Genomic DNA, 24,596 nt, shown 5'->3' on the forward strand with positions numbered 1-24,596 from the left:
ATTTCTCAAGGTTTTAAATCCATTATGCTACAATTATCATAGAGGAACCTCGCTTAATGCTTACATAAAAATTTTGAACAAAAGAGGTGTATTTTTTGGATTTTACGGTAGACCATTCAATTCTTTTATTATCTATTCTCCTTGTCATAGGGGTACTTACTGCAAAGTTCTCTACTCGCCTTGGGGTCCCTTCGCTCGTACTTTTTATCATCGTAGGAATGGTTGTTAGCCACTACATCTACTTTGACAATGCTCTTTTAACACAAGGATTCGGAATATTAGCGCTTATCATTATTCTTTTTGATGGAGGCGTGCAGACCAAATGGAAAGATGTCAAACGCGTTGTTCGCCCTTCCGTTTCATTAGCTACTTTCGGAGTCCTCATTACGACAGTTTTAACCGGCGTACTTGCCAAATATATTTTAGGCGTTACTTGGCTTGAAGGCTTTTTATTTGGGGCAATCGTTGGCTCTACAGATGCTGCAGCCGTGTTCTCTGTACTCGGGACACAGAACATCCGCCAAAAACTAAACTCCACGCTAGAAGCAGAATCTGGTTCCAATGATCCGATGGCCATCTTCTTAACCGTTTCTATTATTGAATTAATTCAACATCCAGACTCTCCCATCCTCTCATTAATCCTTAATTTCTTTTGGCAAATGGGAATCGGACTATTACTTGGTTTAGTACTTGGAAAAGCATCCGTTTGGATTATTAATCGAATTAATTTGGATTCTTCAGGACTTTATCCTGTTCTTACATTGTCATTGGCCGCCTTGACCTATGGAATTTCCACATTTGTAGAAGCAAGCGGTCTACTTGCTGTATATGTAATGGCAGTGGTAGTAGGAAATGCAGATCTAACTTATCGTCACACAATTGTCCGCTTTAACGAAGGTTTTGCATGGATGATGCAAATTTTAATGTTTATTTTACTCGGCCTTCTTGTCTTTCCTAATCAACTGCTAGATATTATTTGGCAGGGTATACTGTTATCTCTTTTACTTATGTTTGTCGCTCGTCCACTCGGCGTATTTCTTTCGATGATGTTTGCTAAATACTCATCCAAAGAAAAACTGTTTATTTCTTGGGCCGGTTTAAAAGGAGCTGTTCCAATTGTATTGGCTACTTATCCTATGATGGCAGGTTTGGAGAACAGCACGCTCATTTTTAACGTCGTTTTCTTTGTTGTCTTAACTTCCGCTCTTCTTCAAGGAGCAACAATCGCTCCTTTAGCCAAATTTCTAAACCTTTCTCAAGGTGAAAAAGAGACGGTTCCTCACAGTCTCGAGCTTGTTTCGATGGGCAAAACCAAAAATGAAATGATTGAGTTGAAGCTCGTGGAACATGCAGATATATCAGGAAAATCGCTTGAAGAACTTCACCTCCCTGAAGATATTTTAGTGACTGCTGTTATTCGAGATGATAAATTACTTACACCTAGAGGAAATACACAAATTTTTGCAGGTGATACATTATATATTCTTATTTCGAAGAAAAAACGGGATAAAGTAAAAGCATTTTTCCAAAAAAATACGTCTGATGGGGATGAAAGAGAAGGAAAAACCAGTTAAAAAATTGACTAAAGCTTTTACTGGAAAAACAGCACCCGCTTATTGAACGGAGTGCTGTTTTTGCTGCTGCATCAAATAAAGAGATTTATAATTGGGGTGATGTTTTAAAAGTTCTGAGACCGTTACAAACTTATAACCCTCTTCCTTTAACTTCGGTAAAATTTGTTTTAATGCTTCAATGGTTTGGGTTCGATCTCCTCCCGTATCATGAAACAATACAATATCTCCTGATCTGGCATGGTTAAGCACTTGACTTACAATTTTACCTACGCCTGGATTTCTCCAATCAAATGTATCTTGATGCCAAGACCAAAGAATAATCGTATACTGCTGATTTTTAGCAGCTTTTACTACCCGATCGTCATAATAGCCAGTAGGTGGACGAAATAAGTAAGGTTTTATTCCTGTAATAGCTTGTATACGTTCATCGGCTTTTTCAATTTCTTGTTCAATTCTTTCTACTTGCTGGCCCCTTACTTTCAAATGGCTATATGTATGATTAGCAAGTTCATGACCTTCACGAACTTCTCTTTGAGCAAGCTTGGGAAACGACGTTATTCGATCGCCGACTACAAAAAAAGTTGCTTTAGCACCGTACTTTTGCAATAAATTTAAAATGGTCGGCGTATATTTAGGATCTGGTCCATCATCAAATGTAAGCGCAATTAACTTCTCATCTTTCATGGGAACTTCCCACACGATATCTCCTTTTTTTTCATAATAAAATCGGCTCTTCTTTGCAGCATCTGCGTGAATACCATAGAAATTAATGGAAACAATAATGATAATTGACAAGCACCATTTCACTCAATGACCTCCTTTTTTGTTTAGGTGTGATTCATGCGTATTGTCAATAAACGCTTTAATACCAACTGCAAATAATCGTTCATCACCCAAACACATGCGCTGTTGACGGCGATTAGCCGCAGAAGTTGATTTACGGTTTTTCATAGTCTTCTCTCCATTACTAATTGATTGTGTTTTTAGCTTTACCAAAAAGTCAAAAATAAACCTACGGGTTCTAACATGACGAAAACATTTTTATATAGTAATTACACGCTGTCTAGCGTTTTGAATAGGAGATATATACATGCGAAAATTTTATTTAGCGCTTCTGTTAATGATAAGCGGAACCATGGTTATACTGCCTTCTGTTAAAGCAATCAGTGAAAGCAATGAGAAACAGCAGCAGCTCACGGTAAGCGAACAGGGATATTCTCTTTCATTGCCCGGTGAATATACGCTTCAAAAAGAAGAAAATGGAAAGGATATTCTTTTTTCAACCAAGACTCCCTATACGTGGATGCGAATTGAAGTCCTTTCCGGGAAAGAAAGTACAAGCAAATCATATCTAGATCGTTCAAAAGAATTGTTTGATGACCAGTTTGGAAAATCGTTAAAAATTTCTTCTACATCCCTATTTATCCAACCCGTTGTGTTTGCATCTACATCCGGGAGTAAAAAAGAAACGGCAAAGCTATATGTACTAAGACAAACAAAGGGGCATCCTGCTTTAAAAATCACGATGGTTACGGCTAAAAATTCTGATGATGAAAAAAAGTTAATTTCAATTGTTAACTCAGTAAAAACGCATGAATGAAAATAGATAAGGAAGCCAGCTATGAAAAAAAAGATATTTCTTGTTTGTTTTATATGTTTGATAAGTGGCTGCTCAACTGCTTTTCGTGAAGAGCTTATCAACACACAAAAAGAAACTCCAAGAGAACGCTTGCCACAGCAAAAGTTCACCTATCCTTACAAAGGAAGCAGCAGAACAGATGTGGGTTATCTTAAAAGAAGCATCAATCAAAACTATACGCTTTACGTACTAGAAGGATACGAGTTTACAGAAGAAGAGCCACGAAAAGATGTCATTTACAACAAAAAAAATGATGCTTTGTGGATGCGGATTGAAGTGTTTCCACCAAATAAAAGCGTAGAGGAGCTCAATAAAGAAACAAAAGAAATTTTAAGAGCTGGCTTTTCGGAAGTGGCTTCCCTTGACACGCACCTCATTCACCATAACTTAGAGATAGAAGCTGCGTACAAAGCATCAGATGATAAAAGTAATGCATACGGTTTTCTCGTTCGAAAGCAAAATCAACACCCTACTTTCCGGTTAACGATCTTTGCTCCTAAGTCCGAAAGGGATTTAACTCCGTTTTTGGAAATGGCGAGAACGCTTCAAAATGCATAAAACAGAGAAAAAGTCGGTTTACAGAGTGTGTAAACCGACTTTTTCTTTATTTCATATCTAACAGTTTAGTTTTTAAATCTTTTTCCATTTGATACAGCTCTGATTCTGCCTCGGTACGCTTCGTACGCCCTTCTTCTTGTATCTTTAGTACTTCTTCTAACGTGGTAATCAAATCGGACTGCGTTTTTTTCAATGTTTCAATATCGACAATTCCCGCCTCGTTTTCACGAGCTACTTCAATTGTATTCTGCTTGAGCAGCTCTGAATTTTTAGTAAGCAAGTCGTTTGTTGTCTTAGATACTTGTTTTTGGGCTTCCATTGCTTTCTTTTGGCGTAATAAAGTGGTTGCGATTACTACTTGATTTTTCCAAAGTGGAATAGCTGTTAAAATAGAGCTTTGAATTTTTTCCACAAGGGTCTGATTGACTTCTTGAATTAATCGAATCTGCGGTGCACTTTGAATGGCAATCTGACGGCTCAGTTTTAAATCATGCACTCGTTTTTCTAGCCTATTGATAAATTGATTTAAATCATTGACCTCCTGAGCCATCAAGTAGTCATTTTTTTGAGATGCTGTTTGCTGAAGCTGGGGCAGCGTTTCATTCTGCAGCGCCACTAACTTGTATTCTGCCGCTGCAATGTAGACGTTAAGCGCCTCGTAAAACTGTTTGTTTTTATCGTATAAGCTATCTAGCATCGTAATGTCTCGATACAGCATTTGTTTTGAGCGCTCTAGCTTATCTGCAATTTTATCAATTTCAACATTAATGCTTTGATATTTTGTTAATAAATTTTGAATAGGCCTAGAGACTCCTGAAAACAATCGACCGATGACTCCTTTTTTCTTTGCAGAAAAATCATCGGGATTCACTTGGCGAATCTTACTCATTAAATCTCCTATAACGTCTCCTACTGGTCCCGTATCTTTCGTTTGAACATGCTGTAGTACAGATTGAGAAAACTGAGATAGTTCTGACTGAGCTGCTACCCCGTACTGTAAGATAGCCTGCTGATTTTTATAATCAATTTGATTTGCGATTTTCTGCGCTTTTTCCTGGTATTCCGGTGTCAAATCATCGTATGTGTTTCTTTTTGCAGCGCGAGAGTCCGATTGTACCTGCGGGGTAGGCGATGCAAAAGGATCATCAAGCAGCGCATCTAACGATTGATTTTGATCATATTCTCTCATCATAAAATCCCATCCTTTGCATTTACATTACTTTGTGCGATTAGTAGCTGTCGGTATATACGGCTGCTCCTCTTCAAATGCTTGTTTTAGCACTTTAAGCTCTACATCTAATGTCAGCTTATCTTGTGAAAGGGCATTTGTTAATAAATGCTCATACTTCCCTGATAACCCGCGCAGCATGTCTTCCGCTTCATGAAGACTTTCTTTTACTTCTATGCTTTTCGTTGGTTTTGATAATAAAAACATATACCTTTCAATGACGGTAACCGTTGATTGTAAGTAGTTCGTAAAAAAGGGCTGAACATCTTTATATCGTGCGGGCTCTTTTTCTACCATTTCAATGATGCTTTTACCTACTTTGTATAGTTTAGAAAGTTCTGTCCACATATGAACAGACCGAATTTTAAAACGATAGCTTCCAATGGTTCTTAATTGCTTTCTTGCCTCTTTTACCTGATGACGAACGTATGCAATTTCTTCTCTATACGGATTTTGATAATGACGTCGAGCACTGCTCATAATAAAAAACAGGCTCAGCACGACCATTACTCCTATACTAATGCCAAAGGATTGAATCATCGTGGTACTAAATCCAAAATAGCTGACCGGAACGGCTACTGCTCCTGTTACCCAAATGGCAAGAATCTTTTTTATGATTCGAACGACTTTCATCGCTTTCACTCCTATCTCAAATGTGACCGAACTTTTAAACGTATACATATTATACCATTGTCTTCCCGTCTCTTAAAACGATTACTGTTATAATTTATATACGGATAAAACCTTTAAAGGTTTCATAAAACAAAAAAACAGGCAGCTTTTAAAAGCTGCCTGTTTTTTATTGATCTTCGCGCTTGTTGTAATCATACTTCGAGCGTTCAATTGGTTTGAACCCTTCTGGTGTATGAAAGCGGAGTAAATCTCCGTAAACAAGTTTATCTGATAGTTCTAGCTTTTTCTTAACTAGTTCATCATACTTATCATACTGTTTCGCTTCCTTATCTGAAAGCTGCTTGCCCGTTGCGTTGTCATACACTTTCTGATCAACTTTTGTTACCTTAGGTGTAACAAAGTCACCGTTACGGAAAGGTACAACTTGCTGATGTTCTTTTGATAATAAGTCTGTACCAAAGTCAATATAGTCTTTTGTATCAAGACCTAATAAATGCATCACTGTTGGACGAACATCTACATCTCCACCATACGTATGATTTACGCCGCCTTTAAGGCCTGGTGAAGTAATAAATAATGGTACGCGCTGAAGTTGAGCTTGTTCAAAATCATTGATGTTTTTACCCATTACTTTGCCCATTGCACGCTTATGGTTTTCAGAAATACCGTAGTGGTCACCGTACATCACGACCATCGTATTGTCTGCTAAACCAGAGGCCTGTAAGTCCTCAAAGAATTGCTTGATTGATTCATCTAAATAACGAGCCGTTTGGAAGTATTGGTCAACTGACTTATCCCCCGTATTGTGAGGCCCAATCGTTTGGTCTTCCTTATCTAGTGGATAAGGGAAGTGGTTTGATAACGTAATGAACTTCGCGCTAAATGGCTGCTTTAAGCCTTTTAAATAAGGCATTGATTCTTTAAAGAATGGTTTATCTTTTAAACCATAGTTCAGCGTATCTTCGTCTGACATATTGTAATAAGCTGAATCAAAGAATTTTTCTACACCCATTGATTTATACATTTCATCACGGTTCCAGAACGATTTTCCATTTCCGTGGAACACAGATGTTGTATAGCCTTGCTGATCTAGAATACCGGATAGCGACTGATAGGTGTTATTTGCTTTTGTTGTAAATACAGAACCTTGAGGTAAACCGAATAATGAGTTCTCCATCATGAATTCAGCATCTGACGTTTTACCTTGCCCCGTTTGATGGAAGAAGTTATCGAAATACATTGTGTTCTGATCTTTTAATAGTGAATTTAAGAATGGCGTTACTTCTTCACCATTTAACTTATAACCAATCATAAATGACTGAAGTGACTCTAATGAAATATAGATAACGTTTTTGCCTTTTGCTTGACCGAAATATTCTTTGTTCGGCTCAGCATATGTTGCTTTTGCATAGTTCTCTACCTCAGCCACATCACTGCTATCTGCTAGCGCGCGCTGTGCTGAAGATTTCGAGCTCTGGATGATGTCATAGATCGTATAGTTATACGTTCCTAAATATTTCACTAAATAGTTGCGGTCAAATGTTCTCGTTAATAGTTGAGGACGATCCATTTCCGCTAGTGCAATGTTGGCACTTAAGAATAAAATCCCTGATAAAAATACACCTGTCACAGTACGTCGACTAATTGTTGCTGGTAAGTCAACTTTTTTCCATAGTACTAAAACTAAAAGAATAAAGAAATCTGTGAAGTATAAAATATCAGTTGGGCTGATTAAAGCCATGGCACTGCCGCCTAATTGACCAAAGTTGTTTGACTGAGTCAATACAGGAACAGTAATAAAATCATTAAAGAAGCGATAGTATACTACATTTGCGTACAGGATGAATGAAAGTAAAAAATTCATTCCAAGCAGTGCTCGTACTTTTCCGCGCCCTTTAAATAGTAATGCAATGGCAAAAAAGAAAATTGCCGAACCAATTGGGTTTATGAAAAGTAAGAACTTTTGCATAAAATTGTCTAACCCTAAGTTAAATTCGATACGATAAACGGTATACGTTTTAATCCAAAACAACAAAACTGCAATTAGAAATAACGGCAGCTGTTTCGAAAAAATATTTTTACCGTTTGTCATGAGCTGTTTCATATTCCCACCTCTGTCTCTATTGAAATTTAAGCTCACTTTTATTTTTATAGTAAATGTAAAAAGAAATCTCTCTTACAAAAAATGTAAGAGAGCTAATCTGTTCTTTCACATTTTAACTCTTTAAAAAAAATTGTCAACACCGCTACGTATAATTTTCACCAAACGTGAGAAAATAACTACTTTCTTATTCCCAGCTCTATCGGCTTTCAAACACAAATGTATCCTGCGCTTTTTTCTTCTCACTATTTAATACGGACAGCTTCTCTTTAGGTTTCACTATTTTATATTTATTTTTTATTTTGTCCACTATACATATAAATTTAACACTTGCCTTAGTTTTCCTTCTACTTTACAAGAGAATGCATAAAAGCACTTGTGAATATTTGTTATATCAATACCTCTTATTTTCTTTTCTTTCTACAGTAAACCACATATTTTGAGTCATTTCTTTCTTTAAATATGAAAAAAATGTGTCAGTTTGCATCGAAAATTTTTATTTTTTTACCTTTTTGTTTATAATATAAATTATAAATATTATTTGAAATTTCAGATCTCTTTAACATCTGATCTAGAAAGTGCATTTTTTATATAAAATTGGAACGAGTACAGGCTATGCATGCTTGTATACCTAGAAGCTTAAACGTCTTACATTTTTATAAAGGAGAAAAAATGAAAGAATGTATTGTTTTCATTACAAATATTATTAATGTATTGCACGACGGATTAATTTATATTTTTTATTTACTAGGATTTTCTCTTTCAGATAAAGAACTTCACTTCTGGATTATTGGCATTATTGGACTGCTCACGTTCTTAAGCGTTTATATGATCTTTAAATTATTGTCAAAATGGAAATTTAGTATTACAGCTATTTCCTTTATCTATACCCTTACCGTTATGCTTGTCTTAGTTTTTGCCATTGAAATTCAGCAAGGAATTACTACCCGGGGCAATATGGAATTTGATGATGCCATAGCAGGTTTATGGGGGTTTTTAGTCTTCTTTAGTATTTATATCGCCTTTGCTTCTTTTTTCCTTTTATCCAAGAAGTTATTGTCTTCGAATAAGGAGAAAAAAATAAAAACTGAGGCCCCTACTCGGAGCCAAAGGCACGTTAATTAATTTCATTTGAGTTTCAAAACGACTTGATGAATCCGTATTCGATTATATCGTTGAACCAAAATAAACGGTACGTTTGCAACAATCGCATAAATAACCATCCAAACACCTATAGAAGGAGAGTTCCATATAAAAAAAAGAATAGAAGGAAGTATGCTGATCCAGTGAGTTAACTCTGCTCGATTTGTTTCAATTAAAAAAAGCTGTGCATATTCCTTCGTTCTACTCTCCCATTTCTTTTTATAAAATCCTCGTTTAAATAGCTTTCCTGCATCAGGAAGCCACGTTTTCCATCGGTGCACCCCGAATTTTTTATATATTCCAACTGTTTCCCAGCTGTGAACCTTAAACAGCGCAAGGTCTTTTTTTAAATAAAAGGTAGAAATTTTTGTGCACCTGTAGGCGATGAACATGTGAATCACAAACCATGCCATGATATTAATTAAGAGCTGAGCACCTGTCATTTTATCACTTTCTTCTTTTTTTCTTCTTCTATAGATATGCTGCGTTCTTTCCATTTAACTTGCTTTCTCACCGCTGTTTGGATGAAGGACCATATGAATAGGCCTAGAAAAAACAGCACATGAATAGGAAATAAGCACAAAGAAAAAAAAGTAAACGAACCTATTTTTCTTAAGCTATTAAATAAGAGACTTACATAGCAAACATAGCTGCTAATTGCCAAGCCTGCATGTTGATTCCATAGAGTAGGTAAAAAAAGAACATAATTAATCATGCTAGTAAGCCATAAACTTACTAGAAATAAATAAATGGCTTCCGTTTTCCCCGCACCTGAAGCAAAGCTTTTACTCCACCCTCTTATAAGGCTTTTCATACCATTTGGATACATGCGCATAGAAAGAGCTCCTTGTCCACTCATACACGTAATAAATTCACCTTGTTTGTTCATCTTCTCAACCAGCGCCATATTTTCAACCACTTCTTTTTTTATCCCTTCGTGGCCTCCGCTTTGAAAGTAGGAGGCTGCGCTGCAAAGCAAGCACTGTCCGAAACCGACAGAAGGACTTTTCCAATTTTTAAAAGGGTGAAAAGCGCCAATCGATGCAAACGTAACATAGTGAAATAAAGCAGAAAACATTTCATAAGGCCTCTTAACAAGATGATAAGGATGAATCGACAGCACCCCCCCTTGCTGTTGATAGTAGAAAAATACTTTTTCAATTCCGCCTTTCTCTACTGTAATATCAGCATCTAAAAACAAAAGCACCGAGCCTTTTGCTTCTCTTGCTCCATTCCAGCATGCCCATGACTTCCCTAACCATCCAGCTGGAAGTGTCCCCGGGTGCACTACTTTTACGCCAAATGCTTTGGCTACCCGCTCAGTATGATCTGTTGAGTTGTCATCTACAACAATCACTTCAAAGTCAGCGTTCTGTAACTGGAGTGACTGCAATAAAAAGGTAAGGTTTTTTTCTTCATTTCTAGCTGGAATAATAATGGACAAACATGACATATCGTTTCTTACTATTTTTACACGTTTAAATGTAGGGATAGTGATGACAAGCGTACCTGTCAAGACAAGAGCAACCAGTAAAAAAGACATCTCTTTCTCCTTTCCTTCACGTATGAAAATTAGCGAACTGGATAAAATAAAAAGTTGTAGACCTATTTTTATTTTGCGTGAAGTCATTTTATACACATTGTTGACAACTCGCTTTTGTTTTATAAGGAGGAAAAAGATGAAAAAGAAAGTAATTGTTGTAGGCGCAGGTTTAGGTGGTCTGTCAGCTGCTATTCGTCTGTCGGCTGATGGATATGATGTAACAGTCGTTGAAAAAAGCGAGCGAATTGGCGGTAAGTTAAATATTCGCAGCGGCAAAGGATTTTCTTTCGATACGGGACCTTCTATTTTAACAATGCCGTGGGTGCTAGAGCAGCTGTTTGAAAGTGCAGGCCGCAATATCCACGACTACTTAACAATAGAACGAATTGAGCCTCAGTGGAGAACTTTTTTCCAAGATGGAACACAAATTGATTTGACCAGTGACCTTCCTCGCATGCTTCAGCAGCTTCAAGAACTTGCTCCAGAAGACATTGAAGGTTTTTTTGACTATTTATCTTATGCAAATAAAATGTATGAATCGAACTTAAAAAGTTTTTATAAAAAAAGTTTATCTGGACTGCACGATTTACGAACGATGCACACGGTAAAAGAACTGCTTCAAATGGATCCACTGAGATCTATGGATGCTACTACACGCAAATATTTTTCAAACAAACATTTGCGTCAATTGTTTAATTTTTTAATTATGTACATCGGTTCTTCTCCTTATCATGCACCAGCTGTATTAACGCAGCTTGCTCACGTTCAGCTAGGGTTAGGTATTTATTACGTAAAAGGCGGAATGTACAAAATTGCTGAAGCGATGGATAAGCTCCTTCAAGAACTTGGCGTCACTGTGCATCTAAATACGCCAGTAAAAGAAATCACAACAAGCGGAGCAAAAGCAACTGGAATTACACTAGAAAACGGTGAAAGCCTATCAGCAGATGTTGTGGTATCTAATCTAGAAGCCATTCCAACTTACCGCTATTTATTAAAAAATCATGCGCAAGCAGCTAAGCAAACTCAGCAGCTTGCAAAATTTGAACCTACTGTTTCTGGCCTTGTTCTTTTATTAGGGGTTAACAAACAGTACAAGCAGCTTCAACATCATAATTTCTTCTTCTCAAAGGATCAGAAAGAAGAGTTTGATACCATCTTTAACAAAGGGAAAATAGCCATGGATCCGACAATTTACATTGGCGTATCATCTAAATCAGATCCTACGCAAGCTCCTGAAGGAAAAGAAAACCTGTTCGTTCTTACTCATGTACCTCCTTTAAAAGAAGGCGACGACTGGGCTGCATTAAAAGACCGCTACCGTGATGTCGTGTTGAAAAAGCTTGAGGCAATGGGATTAGAAGACTTACGTTCGAGCATTGAGTTTGAATATACGTTTACTCCTAACGATATCCAAGAGCTTTACGGCGCTAACGGTGGGTCCATTTATGGCGTAGCAACTGACCGTAAGAAAAATGGAGGGTTTAAAATTCCGGCAAGAAGTCAGCTTCTTTCTAACCTTTATTTTGTAGGAGGCTCTACACACCCTGGAGGCGGCGTGCCAATGGTGACATTATCAGGTCAGCTTACAGCGGACGCAGTTAATGAAGATTTTCAGATTCCTCGTATGCAAAAAGATATTGGATAATGAAAAAGTGCAGGAAATTCCTGCACTTTTTTTAAAAGTTCATTTTTGACTGTCCACCATCTACGTTTAACGTCGCACCTACTATCCATGAAGCTTGAGAAGATGCTAAAAAAACAACGGCGTTTGCCACTTCTTCTGGCTCTCCAAAGCGTCCCGCTGGTATTTCATTTTCAACAAACTGCTTGATCTTTTCCGGATTTTCCTCCATTCTCTTTTTCCAATTACCCGTTTCATGCAAAATGCTTCCGGAGCAACACCGTTTACACGAATTCCTTTAGAAATCATTTCATCTGCAAATGACTTTGTAAAGCTGATAAGCGCTGCTTTTGCATTATTGTACGTAACTTTCCCTCCACTTTCCCTTCCAAAAATAGAGGTAACGTTAATGATGGACCCACCTTTTGTCATATGTGCCGCTGCTAATTTACTCAAGTGGACAGCTGAAAAGTAGTTTAGCTCCATCGCTTCCTGAAAAAGAGATAAATCTGTTTCCATTGCAGTGCTTCCATTACTTCCTCCAGCGTTATTAATTAAAATATCAATACTCCCAAAGTCGTTAATGAATTTCTTAATTAACGCAACTCTATCCGCTTCGTTTGTTAGATCTGCTGTATATGTACGTACGTTTTCTAATTCTGACTGTGCATGCTGTAATGCTTCCTCTCCTCTTGCAGCAATTCCAACGTTTGCTCCTTCTTGAATAAACAAAGAAGCAATAGCTTTCCCAATCCCTTTTGATCCACCGGTAATGAGTACATTTTTACTTTGCAACTGTAAATCCACACGTATCCCTCCACGTTAAATGATAACTACTATACTTTCTATCATATCCCACCGCGTCTCAAAATTAAAATCATATACTACTTTACCTTTTACTTCCTTTCAAAGTGCTGTTCTTTATGGATACATTCTTTGAATTTATTGTCAGAACTCTTAGCAAAAACAAGCCTTTGCGTGATATAATGCTTTTTGGTGTAAATGTTTTCAAATTGGGGGTTTTTTAATGCAACAAACGTTTTCAACGTCTCAAAAAGTTAAGCAGTTCGTTTTTATTTTATTTCCGATATTGGTCACCCAGTTTGGAATGTTTTCAATGACTTTTTTTGATACGATGATGTCAGGAAGAGTTAGTGCAGATGACTTGGCAGGGGTAGCAATTGGTTCGAGCTTATGGGTGCCTGTTTTTACAGGGCTAAGCGGAATTTTAATGTCTATTACGCCAATTGTTGCACAGCTGGTGGGAGCTAATCAAAAGAAAAAAGTTCCGTTCTCTGTCATTCAAGGGCTTTATGTCTCCATTTTAATGGCCGCCGTTATCATTTTAATCGGCTTTTTTGTTGTTAGTCCTATCTTAAAAGGAATGAATTTAGAAGCAAACGTGATGCGCATTGCCAAACAGTATTTAATCGCTTTATCTTTTGGTATTATTCCGCTTTTTATTTATACGGTTTTACGAAACTTTATTGATGCTTTAGGGCAAACTCGTACGTCTATGCTGATCACCATTTTAGGGCTTCCGATTAACGTGGCTTTAAACTATGTATTAATCTTCGGTAAGCTGGGCTTCCCTCATTTGGGTGGAGTAGGCTCTGGTTATGCAACGGCCATCACATATTGGTGCATACTTGTCATATCAATTTTAATTATTCATAAAAAAGAGCCTTTTTCTAGCTTCGGTTTATTTAAAAAATTTCACCGTATCTCTTTTTCTGCCTGGAAAGAAATATTAAAAATTGGTTTACCTATCGGTTTTTCCGTATTTTTCGAAACAAGTATTTTTTCAGCTGTCACGCTGTTTATGAGCTCGTATAATACCATTACAATCGCTTCTCACCAAGCAGCTATTAATTTTGCCTCATTTCTCTATATGATTCCACTGAGTATTTCGATGGCTTTAACAATTGTTGTAGGATTTGAAGCGGGTGCTAAACGGAATCAAGATGCACGAAGCTATAGCAGAATTGGTATAACAATTGCTGTTGGCATGGCCTTTGTGTGTGCAGGTCTTTTATTTACTCTTCGAGAATCCGTAGCATCTTTATATACAAAAGATGCAGAGGTACTCGCATTAACTTCTCACTTTTTGATTTATGCAATTTTCTTTCAACTTTCTGATGCTCTTCAAGCTCCTATTCAAGGCGCTCTGCGAGGATATAAGGATGTAAATGTAACCTTTTTAATGTCCTTGGTATCTTATTGGGTAATTGGTCTACCTTTAGGCATTGTGTTAGCAAAATACACCGATTTGCAGGCGTTTGGCTATTGGGTTGGACTAATTGCGGGGCTCGCTGCAGGAGCAACAGGACTTGCGTATCGTTTGATAAAAATACAAAAAAAGCAGCTGCTAGAGGAGGATAAATCTTCTCGAACGGCTTAAACCAAAAAAGAACGTTCTGTTGAGAACGTTCTTTTTTGGTTTAAAGATGGATGGATATTCTGCCTTATACTAAGACCTAAAACTTCTTATTTATTTAAGGTACGCTCTAACTCTTGTAAAAGCTGTTCCGCACCTTTTTTACTTAACACAACGTTTCCATTACCAAAGGTTAAGTTTTCACGCGTAATTTCCCCAGTTACTAAGCACGCACCATACGGGCTATACTTTTGTAAAATAATAATATCTTCATCAACATATATTTCTACTGGATCACCTGTGTTGATATTTAAAATACGGCGCAATTCAATAGGAATTACTACGCGACCCAATTCATCTACTTTTCTTACAATTCCTGTAGACTTCATAAAATCCATTCCTTTCATAGTAAACAAATAATATCTTCTCGATACAAATCTAGTCAAATTCGTCAAAGTTGCTAAAACCAAAATGCTCCAATGATGGTCTGATAACGGTTTATAAGTTCTTAAAATATGGCAAATAACGTATTAAATAGATTTATATACACTTTGTATCATATCAATTCGTACACTATTTATGAATAGTGCATAATCTTTAAAATCGAATTCATCCATATATGTTAAAAGTGTGTATTTTATCCATAATATAACTATATATCCATCTTTTACACTACTTTGTACCCATTTTATAACTTTTATTCCGACATAAGACGACAAAATCAGCTATAGAAAAAACGTGTCTTTTCTAACTAAAGACACGTTCATTTGGACCCGAAGTTGTCACGAATAGCTTTTTGAATCATAGCTTCACACCGCTCCAGCTCTACTTTTAATTGTTTTTTATATAATTTAGCTTTCTCTTCTCCCTCATTTGTAAATGTATAATAAACCACTTCTTGAAGCTTCATTCCTTCTTTTTTACGCTTCACCTGTTTGAGGACACCGTCTTCAATCAAGTCATGAAGAGCTTTGTATACCTCAGAATGATTAGGTTTGAATCCAAAAGGTCGAAATTCATCTCTCAACACATCTAATAACCGAAGACCATACAGACGCTCTTGCTCCGTCATCGTAATCATATATAATTTTAAGAAAGCACGTTGTTTTAATAGAAAACCACTGGATGTACGCTTTTCTCTCATCTCAACTTCCCCCTTCACATACTTGCTTTCATTCAGAATAATAGAAAGCTCTATACGTAATTATACTTTTTTTATTCTACATAATCCTTCTTTTTCACTCAAAATCTCTTTTTTTCCTCACATTTTTTCACTTATTTACGCGTTTTTCTCATTCTTTATAAGCAGGCATTGAATTTTCTTTTTTTCATATACATAGAAGGAATTTACGTGAATATAAGGAGGGGTTCCTTTGAGTAAAAAATATGAAGAGATTGATTGGGGTTCGATTCAACATAAGGTAGAGGATATGCTTGGAAATCACTTTTGGAGCGATTTAAATCACATCTTGCCAAAGCGCTTTCCAAACGTCGACTTATATGAAACCGATAAAGAAGGCATTATCGTCGTTGAAGTTCCTGGACTACAATCCACTAACGACATTCAAATTAAGTTGGACGCAAATATATTAACAGTTGAAGGGAACGTTCCTTATGCTTATGAAGCATCTAAACAAAAGTTAAAGCTGAACGAACGCCATACAGGCGTATTTTCTCGTACGGTTAAACTTCCTTTTCACTACACGGACGAACCGGTTCGCGCTAAGTACAAAAATGGATTATTGGAAATTCGACTGAACAAGATAGAAAATGATCAAACCATTGCTATACAATTTGAAGATGATTAACTGCACGTAAAAAAACCCTTCTGTTAGCAGAAGGGTTTTTGTTAGAGCGCTGAACTTAACACAACGTTTCCTTTTGGCGTCTTATTATTCGCGTTCGGTTCTAACGTAATGGCCATAACATCCCACTTTTCACTCTGTTCTTTTTGGCTCATCGTATAGACCACTGTCCCATTTCCATTTTTATCTGTTATAAAAGCACCTGCCGGGTGAGGCTTATCACCTTTTATGAGCCATACCTGATAGACTTCATTCCCTTTTACGTTTTTCAAGTTATTCGCTTGAATGACCACATTTAAATTTCCACCTTTTTTCGTCAGAGATGCTGTTGCTTCACCAGAAACATTCGGCTCTGCCTGCAGCTTCATCGTTTTCTCAGATGCAAGAGGTTCATTTTGAGGAGCAACCGAAACATTTGGTTCTTGTTTGCCTTTGTCTCCATCTTTCAACAGAAAGTAGCTGTTTCCTACAAGGGATAAAATAAGTGCCGCAGCTAATCCAATAATGACGGATTTTTTATTTGATTTCTTAGACGCAGCATATTGTTTTTCATTTTTTAAAGCTATTGATTCTCTCTTTGTCTCACCTTGATCTTCTTCGAATACATTTGCAAGTATTCGCTGTTTCATTTCTGGAGGAGGAGATTGCTCTGGTGTCAAATACGTTAGATCTCCAAGAACTTCCTCCAGTTCTTTTAGTTCATCTTGACAGCTTTGACAGTTTTTTAAGTGCATTTCAAACTCTTTTTTCTCATGGGAAGTCAACTGATCATTATAGTAATCAATTAGTTTATTGCACATACTCATGAATCAGCTCTCCCTTCTGCATCGGTACCTAAATATGTTTTTAATTTCCGCAACGCTAATCGCACCCTACCCTTTACTGTTCCTAATGGGATTTGCTGCTCTTCTGCTACTTTTTGCTGCGTTAATCCCTTAAAATAAACGGATTGAATAATCTTTTTTTGGTCTTCAGACAATTTTGATACAGCGTGCCGTACTCTCTGCTGTTCATCTTTCCACTGAAGCTGCTCGTCAATCTGAGGATGATCATCTTCAATAAAATCAAAAATTTCTTCTGAGAAAATAGGATCGTTTTTTCTTTTTCTCACCATATCAATCGCGGTGTTTCTTGTAATCGTAAACAGCCATGATGAAAACTTCCCTTTTTCATCGCTGTAAACTCCCTTTCCTCTCCACAGCTTAATAAATACTTCTTGAACAGCTTCTTCAGCAATATCAGAGCTATTTGTTAACCGGTATACAAACGAATAAAGAATTCGCTCGTACTTGTCATACAGCAGTTCAAGGGCTTTTTTGTCTCGTTCTTTTATTCTATTGTATAAGACAACGTCGTTTTGCTCTTTCATACCCTTCTCCTTTAACTCTTATGAGTCCTTATTATATAATCGAATTACCTTTGTATTTGGATCACTTTCACATCTTTTAAACGTACCTTTATTTTTCAAAAATGACAAGTAATTATACTTTTTTTATGGAATAGGAGCGAAATTGTCCAATGAAACATTTGATTCTTTTTGATGGCATATGTAATTTATGTAATAGCAGTGTTCAATTTATTATTAAACGTGATGAACAAGCTTTGTTTTCTTTCGCTTCTCTTCAATCAGATTTCGGAAAGCAGCAGCTAGCCTCTCACGGCTTACTTCCTGAGCAATTAGACAGCATTGTATATATTCATGGAAAACAAAGATATATAAAATCAACGGCTGCTTTAAAAATCGCCAAGCGCTTAGATGGACCCGTTAAATTTTTATATGCACTTATTATCGTCCCTGCGCCTATTCGAGATATCGTATACAATTGGATCGCTCGCAATCGATATAAGTGGTTTGGCAAACAGCAGCACTGCATGCTCCCAACTTCTGATACGAAAAAGCGATTTGTCGATGACTAAAACAGCTCGGCACATAGAGAAAAAAACAACTCTAAAGAGGCATATTTTTATATTAAGAAAGTCTATTTATAAAAAAATCCGAACTGATTCAGCATTCTGATGAAAGAATGCTGAACTATAGTTCGGATTGTTTAGCTAACATATGGTTGTACGAGCTTTTTTAGCTTCCACCCATTGCTTTTTTATTCGTTGCTTCAATTGCCTGCTTCATTATTAAGGAAAAGTCTTGTTCTTTCATCACTTTTAACCCTTCGGCAGTAGCGCCGCCTGGAGTTGTTACTTGCTCTCTTAAAGACGCAGGGTCTTTGGTTTCATGCAGCATTTGTACAGAGCCATACATCATTTGAATAACTAAATCTTTGGCGGTTTTTTCGTCCACACCGTAAGCAGTAGTTGCATCAATTAACGATTCTGCAAAATAATATAAAAACGCCGGTGCACTGCCAGTTACAGCCGTTAGCTCATGTACTTCTTTCTCTGAACACTCATGCGCTTCACCAATTCCTTTTAAAATCATTTGAAGCACTTCTTTATGCTCTTTTGTGGCAGAAGTTCCAAGTGTATACAGAGACATCGATTGTCCAATCATAGCAGCTGTATTTGGCATAATCCAAGCGACGGGCGTATCCTGCGGAAGATGATTTTCTAAGTAACTCGGACCAATTCCTGCAGCTAACGTTACAACAAATTGTTGATTTAAATGAGTCGAAAGTTCCTTGAGCACGGAAGGATGGGCCTCAGGAGGCATCGCTAAAATAATAACATCCGAATTGTCAACTTCTTGGCACCAATTTTGCGTCGTTTGTACGCCGTACGTTTTTTCAATACGCTGTAACCGCTCAATATTTCCGTTGTTTGACATCACCACTGCCTCAATACTGTCAGCGCTGCTCGTAACCAAACCAGCCGCTACAGCTTCAGCCATTCGTCCTGCTCCAATAAATAAAATTCGCTGTTTTTTCATCTGTTACTCCCAGTTATATGTCCAGAATTCTTCTCTTGTTAATAAACGTTCCATTTGCGGATAGTCAGATAAGCGATCGAAGTCAATTGCGTTCATCATTCCTTCTGTTTGAGAACGATGCGCTTTTAACGCTTCAATTTTTTTATCTTTCATCGCTGTTACATCAAAAATAACATCTGGTTCTCCAATATGTTCAATGCGATCTTTTGAAAACGCATGACACCAAACAACCGGACGCTTTTCTTTTGGCATACGTTTTACCGCTTGAATCGTAGCTGCACCCGTAGCATTGTGATCAGGATGTACCGCAAAGCCAGGATAATGCGTTAAAATGTGAGTTGGCTTGACATCGTTAATGATTTCTTCAATTTTATCTGCAAAAACATCAATATCAAGAAATTCCAGCGTTTTATCACGAAGCCCTAGCATACGCAAGTCTTGAATATCTAAAACGTTCGCTAAATCTAAAAGTTCTTTTTTTCGGATTTGAGGTAAAGTTTCACGGTTAGCAAACAGCGGTCTACCCATATTTCGTCCCATTTCACCTAGCGTAACACAGGCATATGTAACCGGCGTTCCTTTTTGTCTAGCTTGCGTGATCATACCTGCTGCTCCATATGCTTCATCGTCAGGATGTGGAAATACAATTAATAATCTTTCTTCCATGTTCTATTCTCCTCTCTTTTCTGTTATGAAAACGGATGTTCACTTAGTTGAAGGGCAACTGCTAAACGACCTTCAAAGTCGTGCCCAGCTAGAAGAAGTCGGCCTTCTTCATCGATTTCCCAATCTGTTAAGCCCTCTGCATAAATCCATCCTAAATCAATTTGAAGACCTACACGATAAGGACCTTCTCCCGTTATCTTTCCGTTTGAAATAGTGACTTTACCATTGCGAATAAAAGCCCCGACTGTCATTACTTTTTCATTTACGTGTGAAGCATATGCACCGTTTGTTGTTTCCAGGTGTACATATACGTCTTTATTTAAAAATGTTTGTATTTTTTTTTGGACTGTTTCTTTATGAATTGGTTGCACGCTTGTTACTCCTTTCTCATGTTCATAAATTGTATTGTACTAAAAATCATGAGCGAATCCTAATGTTTAGTTCTAGACTTTGAATTTCTTTATTCCATCGTTCATAATCATACATAAATGTTAATTCTTCCCAACTTAACATACTGATTTCTTGAATGTCTATAATAATCTCAGCAAGTTCACGACTAAGCATACCTAGTTCTTTTCCTTCGGCCAGCTTTTTTTTGTAACGATTAAAAGCTGGATCTAATTGTTCAATTTGTGCATAAATTTCATGGATAGAGCCATATTGTTGAATAAGAGGCAGTGCGGCTTTTTCTCCTACACCAGGAACGCCCGGAATATTGTCAGATTTATCACCAAGCAATGCTTTTACGTCCACCCATTGACGAGGGTGAATATTGTATTCTTCTTGAAAGTGCTTAAAGCCATATACAAGATCACCAACCTGCTTTTTGGCAATAATTTGCGAAATATGTTGATCTAGGAGCTGAAGCAAGTCTCGGTCGTTGCTATAGATGTACCCTGGACTTTGCTTTTCTTTACTCCACTTGCTTGCAAGTGCTCCAATTAAATCGTCTGCCTCATAAGAAGACAATGACATTTGATAAATGCCTACTGTGTCAAAAAATTGCTTTAACGTTTCGTACTGCTGAATCAGCGGCTCAGGCAGCTCTGCTCTTGTTTGCTTATATAATGCGTATGTATCTTTACGTTTTGTATCCTCACGCTTAACATCCCAAGCGACGAAAATATGGCTTGGCTCATATTGGTGAATCAATGCATGCATTTTTTGAATCGTTACTCTCAGGGCATTCGTAAATTGGCCCTTACTGTTTCTTGTCAACGCTGCTTCATCTCTTCCATAAGAAGTAGCAAAATAACAGCGGCTTAATAAATTAAATCCATCAATTACTAATAGTGTTTCGTTCACATAGTCACGTCCTTTGAAAACTTTGCTCCTTTAGCTTTTAGAGCAAACATACTATAGCACTTGTTCTTTGCACGCGTCAATGAAGTGCACAAAGCTCAAAACCCGCCCATTTTTTTCTCTCAATGTAAATGTAGTATAAAGATGTTAAATTGTTGTTATGATTTATTCGTTTGACTTTTAGAACTTTTGACTATCCTATAAAATGAGGATGAAAGATCAATCCTACAAATGAAGGTGAAAAAAGTGAATAAAAACACGATGATTAAAACATTAAAAGTTATATCTGTTGTGTCGCTTCTCGCTTTGTTATTTATCATTGCTTATGATCGTTCCATGTCTACATCCATGATTATTTTGTTCAGTTCGCTCATTTTCTTTGTATTTGTACTTAGCGACTTTTTTTTCGATCGCAAGCCGTGGGGATTAAAAGGCCTTCAATTATATATATCACTGATGTTATTCATCATTGCCATTTTTGAAATGCATCAAGTTGTCAGTTCACTTTGCGTTATTTCCATTATGGCTCTACCAAAAGTTATTGACGAATTAGCTTAAATGTGAATGATAAATGATAAAATCCATGATCACAATGATCATGGATTTTATTACGTTTTGAGTAATTTTTCAGAGATGCGAAGAGCTTCTTCTATGCCAAATTTACGCACTAAACTGATGGCTTCCTTTATTTCTCTCTTTTTCAAATCATGAGTCGGATTTAAATTTAACAACACTTGAATAACAACTAAATCCCGCATCGTAAACATCATATTCTTTTTCATATCTCGCTGAAATGTATACTGCTCTTTTAAGAGCCGGTCACTTATTGCTAACACTTTCGACTCCGGAAGATGCAGCTGCGCTCCTGCTTCTTGACAAGACCACAATTTTTTCACTCGATCTTCAGCATTCATATTTGCGACTCGTGCATATGTAATATCGCTGTTTTCTTGGCGAATCTCTATCTCTTTTAACGTTGGCTTTAGCACCGTTTTTCGCTTGGAGACTTTTTTCTTATCAACTTCTGTATCCCTGAGGACTCTGCCGTGAACGGTGTAAATGTCGTATTCATTTTTTCTTTTTACATCTTGTTTATTGTATTTTGGAAAATAACCATTTACAAGCATCGTTCTCAACATATCTAATTCTTTTTTTAATCCATGAACTTCAATATATCCAACAGCATAAATTTCTTTATGAAATTTTTTTGTGTTGCTAACACCTTTTCCTGCAACGTGAGCTCTTACTCTTTCTGATAGAGAGCCCGTCGTGGTTCCGATATACAAAAGTCTGCCGGGTTTATCAAAGAAAAAATAAATGCCAGGAGCGGAAGGCAATTGTCCCATTTCTGCTGTACTTAGCAGCTTTTGCAGTACCTGCATGACTGCTAAATCAATTTTTGCTGTCATTATTTTTTATAACCTTTTAACATTTCTTCATATACTTTTAGATGCGTATGTACAGTTTGAAGAAGCGGTACGTGTATAGACGATTTTTCAGCTAACTTCAGCAAATATCCTTGAAGGTGGTCTCCTTCAATTTGAGAGCTTTTTTCCATGTCACGCTGCATCGATGACTTCATGTCATACGTCATTTTGTCCATCGTATTCATATGCTGTTCAATAATTCCTTCAGCTAATGGTGCATCGTAGGCCATCATAATATTTTCCACTTCTTTAAAAAGTTCTTGCACAAATTGACGCCCGCCTTTTGCTGCTAAAACTGGGCCAACAGGGGCACGCATAAGAGTAGTCATGCCTGACATAACCGTAATAAACAAATACTTATGCCACATATCCTGTTCAATATATGAACTTTTCACAAACGAAGCCTTTGTACCACTGAACGCTTGCTCAATCAGTTGTAATCGTTCTGTGTCCTTCTGCTTAAATTCACCAAATACAAGTCTGTGAGCAGGACTCGTCTGGACGACATCTCCATCTTGGTTTAAAGTAGTTTCAATAAAGCACAGCCCTCCAATGACTTTCTCTTCCCCAAAAGCTTCCTGCAATGGAGCGACGTGAGCCATACCGTTTAACAAAGGTATTACAACGGTCTGATTCCCTACAAAAGGACGAACATCTTCAATTGCTTGTGTAAGATGATAAGCCTTCGTTGTGAACAAAATAACATCATAAGGTCCTTTCACCTCAGATTTTGTAATAGCTTGTACAGGTGAAGTGAAGTCACCGTGTGCACTTTTAATCACAAGTCCGTTTTGTTCCAGCTCTTTTTTTCTGCGCTCTCTGACAAGGAAAGTAACATCTTCCCCTTTTTCCACAAGCCTGCCTCCAAAATAACCGCCAACGCCGCCTGCGCCTAAAACTAATATTCGCATAACTTTTGCTCCCCTTTTCTTTTTCTTTTATTGTAGCACAGCTAGTTTGAAATTTTATAATATTCTTATTTCATTGTATTTTGAGTTTTCTACAAAAGATAGCCATAGCGCTTTTAAAGTTGTTATAATGAATACAAAAAAGCATAAAAATTTACGTTTAGACATTTATACCCTCTTGGATATACTATTTACCAACCCGCAATCGGAAAAATTCCGATTTAAACAATGTTATTTACATAGGAGAGACTGAAATGAAAACAGAAATCTACATTTTATCTGGATTTTTAGGCAGCGGAAAAACAACGTTGCTTAAACAGCTGCTTCAGCAAGAAAAAGATCGTAATCGCAATATTGCTGTTGTGATGAATGAGCTTGGCCAAGTTTCGATTGACTCAAATGAAGTAGAAGAAGACACGCCGTTAAAAGAATTGCTAAACGGCTGCGTATGCTGTACGATTCAAGGTCAATTTGAAACGCAGCTTCATTCACTTTTACAGGAGAACACATTGGATGCTATCTATATAGAAACAACGGGAGTTGCCCATCCGATTGAAGTATTAGATGCTTGTATGTCTCCTCTTTTTGCGCATCAAGTTACGATTAAAAGTATTATCACCACACTGGACGCAACAAGATGGAAAGAACGTGGTTCCTTAAGCATTCAACTTCAAAAACTTCTTCAAGAACAAGTAAAACATGGGGATGTAATTTTATTAAATAAAACGGACATGCTGTCTGAGTCAGAAAAGTCTTCCCTGCTTTTTGAGATTCAATCCATTAACGCTAGTGCCAGGACATTATTAACGACATTTTCCCGCGTGAAGCTTGATGTAATTCAAAAAGCTCAGCTGTCTCAAAAACAGCCGCACCATAAGGCTCATGTTGAAGATCATCTTCATTTGAAAACATTTGTATATGAGTTTACAAAAAAAGTGGATCTTGAATTATTTGAAAATTGGCTGCGCCAAATGCCAGATACCATTTATCGCATTAAAGGTTATATGCGCTTTACTCATTCGAACGATACGTATTCGTTTCAATATTCATACGGCATGCCTCTATATATGAAAGAAATGATGAAGCTGCCCACCACTCTTGTCTTTATAGGGGAAAACCTCGATCACGCTAAGATGAAACAAGAATTATTTAATCTTGAACAGCAATCTCATTAAAAATCCCGCTCT

General features: G+C 37.1%; 27 protein-coding genes and 1 pseudogene. 10 read left to right on the forward strand and 18 right to left on the reverse strand.

The genetic code is table 11. The features are described from left to right. The first annotated feature begins 95 nt into the window (after positions 1-95). Positions 96-1,574, forward strand: a complete 1,479-nt coding sequence (locus ACO1DI_RS19180) for a potassium/proton antiporter (protein WP_028413617.1) — start codon at positions 96-98, stop codon at positions 1,572-1,574. Positions 1,575-1,613: 39 nt separating this feature from the next. Here ACO1DI_RS19180 and ACO1DI_RS19185 read toward each other — a convergent pair whose 3' ends face one another. Together ACO1DI_RS19185 and ACO1DI_RS19190 are read right to left on the reverse strand one after the other, a co-directional pair. Then, positions 1,614-2,381: a polysaccharide deacetylase family protein gene (locus tag ACO1DI_RS19185; RefSeq protein ID WP_014460431.1), complete on the reverse strand. Its 768-nt coding sequence runs from the start codon at positions 2,379-2,381 to the stop codon at positions 1,614-1,616. Then, entirely contained in the window at positions 2,382-2,525 is a 144-nt protein-coding gene (locus ACO1DI_RS19190) for a hypothetical protein (RefSeq protein ID WP_014460432.1), read from the reverse strand. A 139-nt stretch (positions 2,526-2,664) separates the two neighbouring features. Between ACO1DI_RS19190 and ACO1DI_RS19195 the strand changes: the two genes are divergently transcribed. After that, the gene (locus tag ACO1DI_RS19195) at positions 2,665-3,174 is read left to right on the forward strand and encodes a hypothetical protein (protein WP_115653701.1); all 510 of its coding nucleotides are present in this window, start codon (positions 2,665-2,667) and stop codon (positions 3,172-3,174) included. A gap of 21 nt (positions 3,175-3,195) precedes the next feature. Further along, complete coding sequence (locus ACO1DI_RS19200) at positions 3,196-3,771, forward strand: hypothetical protein (protein WP_115653700.1); 576 nt, start codon at positions 3,196-3,198, stop codon at positions 3,769-3,771. Between the two features lie 46 nt (positions 3,772-3,817). Here ACO1DI_RS19200 and ACO1DI_RS19205 read toward each other — a convergent pair whose 3' ends face one another. The 3 genes from ACO1DI_RS19205 to ACO1DI_RS19215 all read right to left on the reverse strand — a co-directional run bounded on the left by ACO1DI_RS19205 (position 3,818) and on the right by ACO1DI_RS19215 (position 7,736). After that, the gene (locus ACO1DI_RS19205; protein ID WP_014460435.1) at positions 3,818-4,963 is read right to left on the reverse strand and encodes a toxic anion resistance protein; all 1,146 of its coding nucleotides are present in this window, start codon (positions 4,961-4,963) and stop codon (positions 3,818-3,820) included. A gap of 24 nt (positions 4,964-4,987) precedes the next feature. Continuing rightward, on the reverse strand, positions 4,988-5,632 hold the full coding sequence (locus ACO1DI_RS19210; RefSeq protein WP_115653699.1) for a 5-bromo-4-chloroindolyl phosphate hydrolysis family protein: 645 nt from the start codon (positions 5,630-5,632) through the stop codon (positions 4,988-4,990). 166 nt (positions 5,633-5,798) lie between these two features. Beyond that, positions 5,799-7,736, reverse strand: coding sequence for an LTA synthase family protein (locus tag ACO1DI_RS19215; RefSeq protein WP_013056729.1), 1,938 nt, complete (start codon positions 7,734-7,736; stop codon positions 5,799-5,801). 669 nt (positions 7,737-8,405) lie between these two features. Between ACO1DI_RS19215 and ACO1DI_RS19220 the strand changes: the two genes are divergently transcribed. Next, positions 8,406-8,858 (forward strand): hypothetical protein, encoded by a 453-nt coding sequence (locus ACO1DI_RS19220; protein WP_013056728.1) that lies wholly within the window; start codon positions 8,406-8,408, stop codon positions 8,856-8,858. Positions 8,859-8,860: 2 nt separating this feature from the next. Here the strand turns inward: ACO1DI_RS19220 and ACO1DI_RS19225 are convergent, their stop codons facing one another. Both ACO1DI_RS19225 and ACO1DI_RS19230 read right to left on the reverse strand, forming a co-directional pair. Then, positions 8,861-9,373 carry a glycosyl-4,4'-diaponeurosporenoate acyltransferase gene (locus ACO1DI_RS19225; protein ID WP_243549180.1) on the reverse strand — a complete coding sequence of 171 codons (513 nt, stop codon included), beginning with the start codon at positions 9,371-9,373 and terminating at the stop codon, positions 8,861-8,863. Further along, on the reverse strand, positions 9,316-10,419 hold the full coding sequence (locus tag ACO1DI_RS19230) for a glycosyltransferase (protein WP_208732407.1): 1,104 nt from the start codon (positions 10,417-10,419) through the stop codon (positions 9,316-9,318). The genes ACO1DI_RS19225 and ACO1DI_RS19230 overlap by 58 nt, the downstream gene beginning before the upstream one ends. Positions 10,420-10,555: 136 nt before the next feature. On the opposite strand from ACO1DI_RS19230, the gene ACO1DI_RS19235 reads away from it, so the two are divergent. Further along, complete coding sequence (locus ACO1DI_RS19235; protein WP_243549179.1) at positions 10,556-12,067, forward strand: phytoene desaturase family protein; 1,512 nt, start codon at positions 10,556-10,558, stop codon at positions 12,065-12,067. A gap of 31 nt (positions 12,068-12,098) precedes the next feature. Here ACO1DI_RS19235 and ACO1DI_RS19240 read toward each other — a convergent pair. Next, positions 12,099-12,850 (reverse strand): annotated as a pseudogene (locus ACO1DI_RS19240) (SDR family NAD(P)-dependent oxidoreductase). Between the two features lie 220 nt (positions 12,851-13,070). On the opposite strand from ACO1DI_RS19240, the gene ACO1DI_RS19245 reads away from it, so the two are divergent. Then, positions 13,071-14,444: an MATE family efflux transporter gene (locus tag ACO1DI_RS19245; protein ID WP_115653695.1), complete on the forward strand. Its 1,374-nt coding sequence runs from the start codon at positions 13,071-13,073 to the stop codon at positions 14,442-14,444. Between the two features lie 86 nt (positions 14,445-14,530). Here ACO1DI_RS19245 and ACO1DI_RS19250 read toward each other — a convergent pair whose 3' ends face one another. Together ACO1DI_RS19250 and ACO1DI_RS19255 are read right to left on the reverse strand one after the other, a co-directional pair. After that, positions 14,531-14,809, reverse strand: coding sequence for an AbrB/MazE/SpoVT family DNA-binding domain-containing protein (locus ACO1DI_RS19250; protein WP_025752053.1), 279 nt, complete (start codon positions 14,807-14,809; stop codon positions 14,531-14,533). Positions 14,810-15,183: 374 nt separating this feature from the next. Continuing rightward, positions 15,184-15,564 (reverse strand): helix-turn-helix transcriptional regulator, encoded by a 381-nt coding sequence (locus tag ACO1DI_RS19255; RefSeq protein WP_013056721.1) that lies wholly within the window; start codon positions 15,562-15,564, stop codon positions 15,184-15,186. A gap of 229 nt (positions 15,565-15,793) precedes the next feature. On the opposite strand from ACO1DI_RS19255, the gene ACO1DI_RS19260 reads away from it, so the two are divergent. Then, entirely contained in the window at positions 15,794-16,228 is a 435-nt protein-coding gene (locus ACO1DI_RS19260; protein ID WP_042992158.1) for an Hsp20/alpha crystallin family protein, read from the forward strand. 41 nt (positions 16,229-16,269) lie between these two features. Here ACO1DI_RS19260 and ACO1DI_RS19265 read toward each other — a convergent pair whose 3' ends face one another. Both ACO1DI_RS19265 and ACO1DI_RS19270 read right to left on the reverse strand, forming a co-directional pair. Next, on the reverse strand, positions 16,270-17,031 hold the full coding sequence (locus tag ACO1DI_RS19265; protein WP_098112530.1) for an anti-sigma factor: 762 nt from the start codon (positions 17,029-17,031) through the stop codon (positions 16,270-16,272). Further along, complete coding sequence (locus tag ACO1DI_RS19270; protein ID WP_140450754.1) at positions 17,028-17,594, reverse strand: RNA polymerase sigma factor; 567 nt, start codon at positions 17,592-17,594, stop codon at positions 17,028-17,030. The genes ACO1DI_RS19265 and ACO1DI_RS19270 overlap by 4 nt, the downstream gene beginning before the upstream one ends. Positions 17,595-17,743: 149 nt before the next feature. Between ACO1DI_RS19270 and ACO1DI_RS19275 the strand changes: the two genes are divergently transcribed. Next, the gene (locus ACO1DI_RS19275; protein WP_014460449.1) at positions 17,744-18,142 is read left to right on the forward strand and encodes a thiol-disulfide oxidoreductase DCC family protein; all 399 of its coding nucleotides are present in this window, start codon (positions 17,744-17,746) and stop codon (positions 18,140-18,142) included. A 160-nt stretch (positions 18,143-18,302) separates the two neighbouring features. Here ACO1DI_RS19275 and proC read toward each other — a convergent pair whose 3' ends face one another. From proC to ACO1DI_RS19295, 4 genes are read right to left on the reverse strand one after another with little or no spacing between them, the layout of a single operon-like run. Continuing rightward, on the reverse strand, positions 18,303-19,106 hold the full coding sequence (gene proC, locus ACO1DI_RS19280) for a pyrroline-5-carboxylate reductase (protein WP_014460450.1): 804 nt from the start codon (positions 19,104-19,106) through the stop codon (positions 18,303-18,305). A gap of 3 nt (positions 19,107-19,109) precedes the next feature. Then, complete coding sequence (gene bshB2 / locus ACO1DI_RS19285) at positions 19,110-19,772, reverse strand: bacillithiol biosynthesis deacetylase BshB2 (protein ID WP_013056715.1); 663 nt, start codon at positions 19,770-19,772, stop codon at positions 19,110-19,112. Between the two features lie 23 nt (positions 19,773-19,795). Beyond that, positions 19,796-20,143, reverse strand: coding sequence for a YojF family protein (locus ACO1DI_RS19290; RefSeq protein WP_013056714.1), 348 nt, complete (start codon positions 20,141-20,143; stop codon positions 19,796-19,798). A 46-nt stretch (positions 20,144-20,189) separates the two neighbouring features. Continuing rightward, positions 20,190-21,077: a 5'-3' exonuclease gene (locus tag ACO1DI_RS19295; protein ID WP_014460451.1), complete on the reverse strand. Its 888-nt coding sequence runs from the start codon at positions 21,075-21,077 to the stop codon at positions 20,190-20,192. Between the two features lie 243 nt (positions 21,078-21,320). Here ACO1DI_RS19295 and ACO1DI_RS19300 point away from each other — a divergent pair, with 243 nt between their 5' ends. After that, positions 21,321-21,632 carry a hypothetical protein gene (locus ACO1DI_RS19300; RefSeq protein ID WP_016763842.1) on the forward strand — a complete coding sequence of 104 codons (312 nt, stop codon included), beginning with the start codon at positions 21,321-21,323 and terminating at the stop codon, positions 21,630-21,632. Positions 21,633-21,682: 50 nt separating this feature from the next. Here the strand turns inward: ACO1DI_RS19300 and ACO1DI_RS19305 are convergent, their stop codons facing one another. Further along, a complete protein-coding gene (locus ACO1DI_RS19305; RefSeq protein WP_423145551.1) occupies positions 21,683-22,483 on the reverse strand; it encodes a GIY-YIG nuclease family protein in 801 nt (266 codons plus the stop codon). Then, the gene (gene panE, locus ACO1DI_RS19310; RefSeq protein WP_014460453.1) at positions 22,483-23,412 is read right to left on the reverse strand and encodes a 2-dehydropantoate 2-reductase; all 930 of its coding nucleotides are present in this window, start codon (positions 23,410-23,412) and stop codon (positions 22,483-22,485) included. The genes ACO1DI_RS19305 and panE overlap by 1 nt, the downstream gene beginning before the upstream one ends. 251 nt (positions 23,413-23,663) lie before the next feature. Here panE and ACO1DI_RS19315 point away from each other — a divergent pair, with 251 nt between their 5' ends. Next, on the forward strand, positions 23,664-24,584 hold the full coding sequence (locus ACO1DI_RS19315; protein WP_014460454.1) for a CobW family GTP-binding protein: 921 nt from the start codon (positions 23,664-23,666) through the stop codon (positions 24,582-24,584). Positions 24,585-24,596 lie beyond the last annotated feature (12 nt).

The organism is Priestia sp. 40 (assembly GCF_049368575.1).
Taxonomy (GTDB): domain Bacteria; phylum Bacillota; class Bacilli; order Bacillales; family Bacillaceae_H; genus Priestia; species Priestia zanthoxyli.